The sequence below is a fragment of the Kitasatospora sp. NPDC127116 genome (genome assembly GCF_042677365.1).
Classification (GTDB): domain Bacteria; phylum Actinomycetota; class Actinomycetes; order Streptomycetales; family Streptomycetaceae; genus Kitasatospora; species Kitasatospora lactacystinica.
On sequence record NZ_JBHXTL010000227.1, the window covers coordinates 1 to 8836 of the forward strand.

At 71.1% G+C, this 8836-nt stretch carries 8 protein-coding genes; 4 read left to right on the forward strand and 4 right to left on the reverse strand.

The window, feature by feature from the left end:
* Window positions 1–85: 85 nt before the first annotated feature.
* The 4 genes from ACFVHV_RS42355 to zapE all read right to left on the reverse strand — a co-directional run bounded on the left by ACFVHV_RS42355 (window position 86) and on the right by zapE (window position 5377).
* Window positions 86–1066 (reverse strand): TerC family protein, encoded by a 981-nt coding sequence (locus ACFVHV_RS42355; protein ID WP_359915326.1) that lies wholly within the window; start codon window positions 1064–1066, stop codon window positions 86–88.
* Between the two features lie 294 nt (window positions 1067–1360).
* On the reverse strand, window positions 1361–1939 hold the full coding sequence (locus ACFVHV_RS42360; protein WP_359915324.1) for a TerD family protein: 579 nt from the start codon (window positions 1937–1939) through the stop codon (window positions 1361–1363).
* Between the two features lie 267 nt (window positions 1940–2206).
* Window positions 2207–4297 carry an excinuclease ABC subunit UvrB gene (gene uvrB, locus ACFVHV_RS42365; RefSeq protein WP_359915322.1) on the reverse strand — a complete coding sequence of 697 codons (2091 nt, stop codon included), beginning with the start codon at window positions 4295–4297 and terminating at the stop codon, window positions 2207–2209.
* A 36-nt stretch (window positions 4298–4333) separates the two neighbouring features.
* Entirely contained in the window at window positions 4334–5377 is a 1044-nt protein-coding gene (gene zapE / locus ACFVHV_RS42370) for a cell division protein ZapE (protein WP_359915328.1), read from the reverse strand.
* 126 nt (window positions 5378–5503) lie between these two features.
* Between zapE and ACFVHV_RS42375 the strand changes: the two genes are divergently transcribed.
* The 4 genes from ACFVHV_RS42375 to msrB all read left to right on the forward strand — a co-directional run bounded on the left by ACFVHV_RS42375 (window position 5504) and on the right by msrB (window position 8781).
* Window positions 5504–6295 (forward strand): pyrimidine reductase family protein, encoded by a 792-nt coding sequence (locus tag ACFVHV_RS42375; RefSeq protein WP_380359013.1) that lies wholly within the window; start codon window positions 5504–5506, stop codon window positions 6293–6295.
* 51 nt (window positions 6296–6346) lie between these two features.
* Window positions 6347–6808, forward strand: a complete 462-nt coding sequence (locus tag ACFVHV_RS42380) for an indole-3-glycerol phosphate synthase (protein WP_359915318.1) — start codon at window positions 6347–6349, stop codon at window positions 6806–6808.
* 122 nt (window positions 6809–6930) lie between these two features.
* On the forward strand, window positions 6931–8340 hold the full coding sequence (gene murC, locus ACFVHV_RS42385) for a UDP-N-acetylmuramate--L-alanine ligase (protein WP_380359016.1): 1410 nt from the start codon (window positions 6931–6933) through the stop codon (window positions 8338–8340).
* 36 nt (window positions 8341–8376) lie between these two features.
* On the forward strand, window positions 8377–8781 hold the full coding sequence (gene msrB, locus ACFVHV_RS42390) for a peptide-methionine (R)-S-oxide reductase MsrB (protein ID WP_359915314.1): 405 nt from the start codon (window positions 8377–8379) through the stop codon (window positions 8779–8781).
* Window positions 8782–8836 lie beyond the last annotated feature (55 nt).

Sequence of the window (8836 nt, forward strand, 5' to 3'; positions counted from 1 at the left end):
GACCGGAAGCGGTCGCGGGGGCCTCGGCCGTTGCACCGGCCCGGTGCCTCGGGCATCAGGCGCGTCGGGGCTCGGGCGTCGGGCGTCAGGCGTCGAGCTTCTCGCGCTCGGCCTGCTCGGCCTTCTTCGAGGCCCGCAGGCTGGTGAAGGTGGTGATCGCCAGGACCACCACGATGAAGCCCAGCGAGAACGGGATGCCGATCTCCGGGGCCCAGTCCGCGCCCGCCTCGTGGGCGGCGTGCAGCACCAGCTTCACACCGATGAAGCCGAGGATCACCGACAGGCCGTACGACAGGTGGACCAGCTTCTTCAGCAGGCCGCCGATCAGGAAGTACAGCTGGCGCAGACCCATCAGGGCGAAGGCGTTGGCGGTGAAGACCACGTACGGGTCCTGGGTCAGGCCGAAGATGGCCGGGATCGAGTCCAGTGCGAACAGCACGTCGGTGGTGCCGATCGCCAGCATGACGATCAGCATCGGGGTGATCAGCCGGCGGCCGTTCTCCCGGACGAACAGCTTGGTGCCGCGGTAGTCCTCGGTGGCCGGGAAGCGGCGGGTGATCGACTTGAGGACGCGGTTCTCCTCGAACTCCTCCTCGCCCTCCTCCTCGGCGCGGGCCTCCTTGATCAGCTTCCAGGCCGTCCAGATCAGGAAGCCGCCGAAGATGAAGAACACCCAGGAGAACTCGGAGACCAGGGCGGCGCCGCCGGCGATGAACACCGCCCGGAGCACCAGCGCGATGATCACACCGAACATCAGCACGCGCTGCTGGTAGATCCTGGGCACCGCGAACTTGCCCATGATCAGGATGAACACGAAGAGGTTGTCGACACTGAGCGACTTCTCGGTGATGTAGCCGGCGAAGAACTCACCCGCCGGCTGCGCACCGGAGTGCCACCAGAGGAAGCCACCGAAGAGGACCGCCAGGACGACCCAGACGGCCGTCCAGATCCCGGCCTCCTTGATCGAGACCTCGTGCGGCTTGCGCCCTCCGATGAAGAAGTCCGCCACGATCAGTGCGATCAGCACCAGGATCGTGGAGACCCACATGGTTATGGAAACGTCCACTACTGCTCCTCCGGCAGGTAGGCGAGACAGTCATCGTCACTGCCGGAGGTCTCTTCCGCCCATCGGGCCAGCGCCCCGGGGTGCCGCGACGGGCACCCGTGATGACGGGGTCGGCTGTCGAGGAATACTCCCCTCCGCTGCCAACGAGAGTAACAGCTGCTCCAAGGAAAGGTAAAGAAGGTAAAGAACGTCAAGGCGGGCCACCGGCCCCGGGGAGCCCTGGGAGCCGGGGCGGCGGGTGCCGCGGGAGCGGGGAGTGGCGGGTCCTGCGGGGAGCGGCGGGAGCCGCCCGGGCTACAGGTACGGCTCGATCGCCGGCAGCAGGTCCTGGAAGGTGCGCCCCTTGGCCGGCGCGCCGATCGCCTGCATCTCCCAGCCGCCGTCGCCGTCCCGGACCACCTTGGCCATGATCTGCCCGGTGTGCGGCCCGCCGCCCGCCAGCTCGTAGCGGGCCAGCTCCAGCCCGGTGGTCTCGTCCACCAGCCGGCAGTGCGCCCGCTGCACCTCGGCGAAGGTCTGCCCGGTGTACGAGCTGACCGTGAACACCACCTGGGTGATGTGCACGGGCACGTGCGCCAGGTCGACCAGGATCGCCTCGTCGTCCTCGGCCCCGGAGCCGCCCTCCAGGTTGTCCCCGGTGTGCCGCACGGAGCCGTCGTTGCTCTCCAGGTGCGAGAAGAACACCACGTCGGACGGGGTCCGCTCGGCGTACAGCAGCGCCGAGGCGTCCAGGTCGATCTTCCGGGTGCGGCTGCCGAACAGCCCGCGCTTGGGGGCGGCCCGCCAGCCGAGGCCCATCCGGACCACGGTCAGGGCGGCGCCCTGCCCCTTCTGGAGGCTGACCCGCTGCCCCTTGGCCAGGTTCACCGACACGACGTTGTCCTCTCTGCCGGCCGCGCGGTCACACCCGCGCGGCTCCACGATGGAACACCCCGTCGCCGTCCCCCGGCTGAGGCCCCCTCTGCGTACGGCCCGCAACCCCGTCCCGAGGGCACGATGCCGCAGGCCAGCCTAGGCCCTGCGGCACCCCGCCCTCCCCCGGGTTTCCCCGTTTGTGGCAAGCCTGAGACACCCGCGGACTTGACCGGTGTCATTCCGGCCAAGCCCGGTCACCGGCGCGGGCGCGCTCGCGCGGGCCGCCTACGCCACACCCGCCTCGCGCATCTGCCGCAGTTCCTTCTTCAGCTCCTTGACCTCGTCGCGCAGCCGGGCCGCGACCTCGAACTGGAGATCGGCGGCGGCCGTGTGCATCCGGTCGGTCATCTCCTGGATGAGGTCCGCCAGTTCGGCGGCGGGCAGGGACTTGGCCGGCTTGCGATCCGCGCCCAGCGACGGCACCGGGGCCTTGCCCTTGCCCTGGTTGCGGTAGCCCGTGGAGAGCAGCTCGTCGGTGTCCACGTCCTCGCGGGCGAGGGTGTCCAGGATGTCGCCGATCTTCTTGCGCAGCGGCTGCGGGTCGATCCCGTGCTCCTTGTTGTAGGCCTGCTGCACGGCCCGGCGGCGATTGGTCTCGTCGATGGCCTTCTCCATCGAGGGAGTGATCCTGTCCGCGTACATGTGGACCTGGCCGGAGACGTTGCGGGCGGCACGGCCGATCGTCTGGATCAGCGAGGTGCCGGAGCGCAGGAAGCCCTCCTTGTCCGCGTCCAGGATCGCCACCAGCGACACCTCGGGCAGGTCCAGGCCCTCGCGCAGCAGGTTGATGCCGACCAGCACGTCGTACCGGCCCGCCCGCAGCTCCCGCAGCAGCTCCACCCGGCGCAGCGTGTCCACGTCGCTGTGCAGGTACCGGACCCGGATGTCCAGGCCGAGCATGTAGTCGGTGAGGTCCTCGGCCATCTTCTTGGTCAGCGTGGTGACCAGGACGCGCTCGTCCCGCTCCACCCGCTGACGGACCTCGTGCACCAGGTCGTCGATCTGGCCCTCGGTCGGCTTGACGATCACCTCGGGGTCGATCAGGCCGGTCGGGCGGATGATCTGCTCGACCTGGCCGTCGCCGCGCGACAGCTCGTACGGGCCGGGCGTCGCCGACAGGTAGACGGTCTGGCCGATCCGCTCCAGGAACTCCTCCCACTTCAGCGGGCGGTTGTCCATCGCGGAGGGCAGCCGGAAGCCGTGCTCGACCAGGGTGCGCTTGCGCGAGGCGTCGCCCTCGTACATCGCGCCGATCTGCGGGACGGTGACGTGCGACTCGTCGATGACCAGGAGGAAGTCGTCCGGGAAGTAGTCGAGCAGGGTGTTCGGCGGGGAGCCGGGCTCACGGCCGTCGAAGTGCATCGAGTAGTTCTCGACGCCCGAGCAGGTGCCGATCTGGCGCAGCATCTCGATGTCGTAGGTGGTGCGCATCCGCAGCCGCTGGGCCTCCAGCAGCTTGCCCTGCTTCTCCAGCCGGGCGAGCGTCCCCTCCAGCTCCTTCTCGATGCCGGTGATCGCGCGCTCCATGCGCTCGGGGCCGGCCACGTAGTGCGAGGCGGGGAAGACGTGGACGGATTCGTCCTGGCTGATGATCTCGCCGGTGAGCGGGTGCAGGGTGTACAGCGCCTCGATCTCGTCGCCGAACATCTCGATCCGGACGGCGAGCTCCTCGTAGACCGGGAAGATCTCGATGGTGTCGCCGCGGACCCGGAAGGTGCCGCGGGTGAAGGCCACGTCGTTGCGGGCGTACTGGATGTCGACGAAGCGGCGCAGCAGGTCGTCCCGGTCGATCTCCTGGCCGACCTTGAGCCGCACCATCCGGTCGACGTACTCCTGCGGGGTGCCGAGGCCGTAGATGCAGGAGACCGAGGCGACCACGATGACGTCCCGGCGGGTGAGCAGCGAGTTGGTCGCCGAGTGGCGCAGCCGCTCGACCTCCTCGTTGATCGAGGAGTCCTTCTCGATGTAGGTGTCCGTCTGCGGGACGTACGCCTCGGGCTGGTAGTAGTCGTAGTACGAGACGAAGTACTCGACGGCGTTGTTCGGCAGCAGCTCGCGGAACTCGTTGGCCAGCTGCGCGGCCAGCGTCTTGTTCGGCGCCATCACCAGGGTGGGGCGCTGCAGCTTCTCGATCATCCAGGCCGTGGTGGCCGACTTGCCGGTGCCGGTGGCACCGAGCAGCACGACGTCCTTCTCCCCTCCCCTGATCCGCCGTTCCAGCTCGGCGATCGCCGCCGGCTGGTCGCCGTTCGGCTGGAAGGGACTGACGACCTCGAAGGGCGCCACGGACCGCTCAATACTCGTGATGGGACGCACCACTCAACGGTACGACCCACCACTGACAAGCGGGTCCTACTTGGCGCTGTCCCGGGCGAGGGCGACCAGGCGGGAGATGGCGCGCAGGTACTTCTTGCGGTAGCCGCCGCGCAGCATCTCCGCCGGGAAGACCTGGTCGAAGGGCAGGCCGGAGGCGGTGATCGGCAGCTCGCGGTCGTACATGCGGTCGGCGAGGACGACCAGGCGCAGCGCGGTGGACTGGTCGTCGACCTGCTTGACGCCGCGCAGGCAGACCGCGGTGACGTCGTCCAGCAGCGCGCCGTAGCGGCTGGGGTGGACGGCGGAGAGGTGGGCGAGCAGGGCGTCGAAGTCGTCCAGCGAGGCGCCGGGGGTGCGGTCCGCGACGTCTTCGACGGCCTCGTCGGAGTACGGCGGCGGGGCGTCCGGCAGGCCGCGGTGGCGGTAGTCCTGGCCGTCGATCCGCATCGGGCGGAAGTGCGCGGACAGGCCCTGGATCTCGCGCAGGAAGTCGGCGGCGGCGAAGCGGCCCTCGCCGAGCTTCTCCGGCAGGGTGTTCGAGGTGGCGCACAGCTTCACGCCGTTCTCGACCAGCCGGCCGAGCAGGGTGGAGACCAGCACGGTGTCGCCCGGGTCGTCCAGCTCGAACTCGTCGATGCAGAGCAGCGTGTGCCCGGAGAGGGTCCGCACGGCCTGCTGGAAGCCGAGCGCGCCGACCAGGTTGGTCAGCTCGACGAAGGTGCCGAAGGCCTTGGGGCCGGGGGCGGTGTGCCAGAGCGAGGCGAGCAGGTGGGTCTTGCCGACGCCGTAGCCGCCGTCGAGGTAGACCCCGGCGGGGCCGGTGGGCGCGGGGGCGGAGCGGCGGAACCAGCTGCGCTTGGGCGGCGAACCGTTTCCTCCGCCGAGGGTGGCCGCGAACTGCTCCAGGACCTGGACGGCCTCGTACTGGCTCGGCTGGGTCGGGTCCGGGATGTACGTCCCGAAGCTCACGTCGGCGAACCGGGGCGGCGGGACCATCTCGGCGACCAGCCTCTCGGCGGGCACGACGGGACGGCGGGAGGTGAGCGCGATCGGGGAGCCGGACACGGGTGCGGCGGCTATCGGCTCGTTCGCGGTTGCGGAGTGGGAGGCTGCGGGCACATCAGTAGAGGGTACGCCTGCCCCGTACGCCGTCCGAACGACCCGCGGCCCCGGACGGAGCACGGCCCGCGGTGGAAGACTGGGATCATGCAACAGTTGATCAGCCCGCTGGGCGGCCGGCCCGCGGATCCGGCCGCACTGGAATCGCTCGCCGCCGTCTACGCATACCCCGAACAGGTGAATCAGGGGCGCCCCTGGCTGCGCGCCAACATGGTGTCCGGCCTGGACGGCGGGGCCAGGCTGGACGGGCTCTCGGAGGGCCTCTCCGGCGACGCGGACAAGCGGATCTTCGGGGTGCTGCGGGCCCTGTCGGACGTGGTAGTGGTGGGCGCGGAGACGGTCCGCGCCGAGGGCTACCGGCCGGCCCGGGCGCGCCGGGAGTTCGCGGCGGCCCGGGCGGCGGCGGGCCAGGCTCCCGCCCCGGTGATCGCCGTGGTGAGCCGCTCGCTGCGGCTGGACCTGACCGCGCCGCTGTTCACCGAACCGCTGGTCAGGACGGTGGTGATCACCACCGCGGACGCCGACGCGGAGCGCCGTCGGGCGGTGGCCGAGGTGGCCGACCTGGTGCTCGCGGGCACGGGTTCGGTGGACCTGCGGGCGGGCGTTGCGGCCCTGGCCGAGCGGGGCTGGACCCGGCTGCTGACCGAGGGCGGCCCGCGCCTGCTGGGGCAGTTCGCGGCGGCCGGTCTGCTGGACGAGCTGTGCCTGTCGCTGGCCCCGCTGCTCACCGGCGGCGACGCGCCGCGCATCCTCCACGATGCCGGAATGCCGGACGTGCAGCGGATGGAGCTGGTCTCATTGATCGAGCAGAAAGGATTCCTCTTCACTCGCTACCTGCGTCACCTGGGTTCGGATGACCCCGTGACCCCCCGATCGTGATCCCGTTATGCGATGCCGGGGCCCGGGGGCCGGCCACTGGAAGGGACTCACGTGTTCAAGACGGTACTGATGATCGAAAAGGCTCTCTCCGACGCGGACGTGGAACTCGTCACCACGCTCCACGGCGAGGAGGAGGTGTCCTTCGTCGTCCTGATGCAGCCGCGCGGCAGGCAGGACGAACTGCTGCGGGCGCTCGACGACGTCGCCCTCGGCCACCTCGACAAGGTGGTCCACGAGCACGACGAGTCCGGGAACGCGCCGACGGTGGCCACCGAGTCGCTGGAGCACAGCCTGCGCCACCTGCGCACGGCCGGGGCCGGTGCGGTGGGCGAGCTGGTCGAGGAGCGGCCGCTGGAGCGGCTGCGCGCGGTCGTCGAGGAGCAGCGGGCGGACGAGGTGGTGGTGCTCACCTCCCCGCACTTCGTGGAGGAGTTCTTCCACCGCGACTGGGCCTCCCAGGCCCGGCACAAGGTGGGGGTCCCGGTGCTCAGGCTGTTCGCCAGCGACTCCTGAGCGACTCCTGGCCCGGCGCGGCGGTGGTGCAGAATCGTCCTTGCGGTCCGCCCGCGAGGACGATTCCGTCCTCCCGTCCCGTCCGCCCGCCCTGTCTGCCCCCGCCCCTACGGAGCCACGCCTTGAACGACGCCGCGCACGACCTGCACGCCCCGCACTTCATCGGCATCGGCGGCGCCGGGATGTCCGGCCTGGCGAAGATCCTCGCCGTGCGCGGGGCCAGCGTCTCCGGCAGCGACTCCAAGGAGTCCGAGACCGTCCTCGCGCTGCGCGCCCTCGGTGCCACCGTGCACGTCGGCCACGCCGCCGAGCACGTGCCGGACGGCACCAGCAGCGTGGTCGTCTCCAGCGCGATCCGCGCCGACAACCCGGAGCTGGCCGTCGCCCACGAGCGCGGCATCCCGGTGGTGCACCGCTCCGACGCGCTGGCCGCGCTGATGGGCGGCCGGCGGGCGCTGGCGGTGGCCGGCACCCACGGCAAGACCACCACCACCAGCATGCTCGCCGTCGCCCTCGGCGAGCTGGGCCTGGACCCGTCCTACGCGATCGGCGGCGACCTCGACGCGCCCGGCTCCAACGCCCACCACGGCACCGGCGAGATCTTCGTCGCCGAGGCGGACGAGAGCGACCGCAGCTTCCACAAGTACGCGCCGGAGGTGGCGATCGTGCTCAACGTGGAGCTGGACCACCACGCCAACTACGCGTCGATCGAGGAGATCTACGAGTCCTTCGAGACCTTCGTCGGCCGGATCGTCCCCGGCGGCACCCTGGTGGTCTCGGCCGACCACGACGGCGCCCGCGAGCTCACCTCCCGGGTCGCCGGACGCGAGGGCCTGAACGTGGTGACGGTCGGCTCCGCCGAGGACGCCGACCTGCGGGTGCTGTCGGTGGTCGCCCGCGGCATGACCAGCGAGGTGACCGTGCTGCTGGACGGCGTCGAGCTGGCCTTCACCGTCTCGGTGCCCGGCCGGCACTACGCCCACAACGCGGTGGCCGCGCTGGCCGCCGGCGTCGCGCTGGGCGTCCCGGCCGCCGACCTCGCCAAGGCGCTCGGCGCCTACACCGGCGTGCGCCGCCGCCTCCAGCTCAAGGGCGAGGCCGCCGGGGTCCAGGTGATCGACTCCTACGCCCACCACCCCACCGAGATGGCCGCCGACCTGGAGGCGATCCGCGAGGGCCTGACCGGCGGTGGCCGGGTGCTGGTGGTCTTCCAGCCGCACCTGTTCAGCCGCACCCAGCAGCTCTCCGAGGAGATGGGCCGGGCCCTGGCGCTGGCCGACGCCTCGGTGGTGCTGGACATCTACCCGGCCCGCGAGGACCCGATCCCCGGCGTGACCAGCGAGCTGATCGTCGACGCCGCCCGCCGGGCCGGCGCCGAGGTCGCCGCCGAGCACTCCTTCGCCGCCGCTCCCGCCGTGCTGGCCGGCCTCGCCCGCCCCGGCGACCTGCTGCTCACCATGGGCGCCGGGGACGTCACCAACCTGGGCCCGGAAATCCTTCAGCACCTCGCGAACGTTGCTTCCAACGTCTGACACACGCACGCACGTACGCCGCGACCGGGAGCCGTGATGAGCTACGAGATCGAGAAGACCGAGGCCGAGTGGCGCGCCGAGCTCAGCCCCGAGGAGTACCACGTGCTCCGCGAGGCGGGCACCGAGCGCCCGTTCACCGGTGAGTACACCGACACCAGGACGGTCGGCGTCTACGGCTGCCGGGCCTGCGGGGCCGAACTGTTCAGCTCCGAGACCAAGTTCGACAGCCACTGCGGCTGGCCGTCCTACTACGCGCCGCTGGCCGGGGACCGGGTCCAGTACATCGAGGACACCTCACTCGGCATGCGCCGGGTCGAGGTGCGCTGCGCCCGCTGCGGCGGGCACCTCGGGCACGTCTTCGAGGGCGAGGGCTACGGCACGCCGACGGACCAGCGGTACTGCATCAACAGCGTCTCGCTGACGCTGAAGCCGGCCGAGTAGGGCCGAGTAGGCGCGGCCAGGCGCGGCGGCCCGGACACCGTACGGTGTCCGGGCC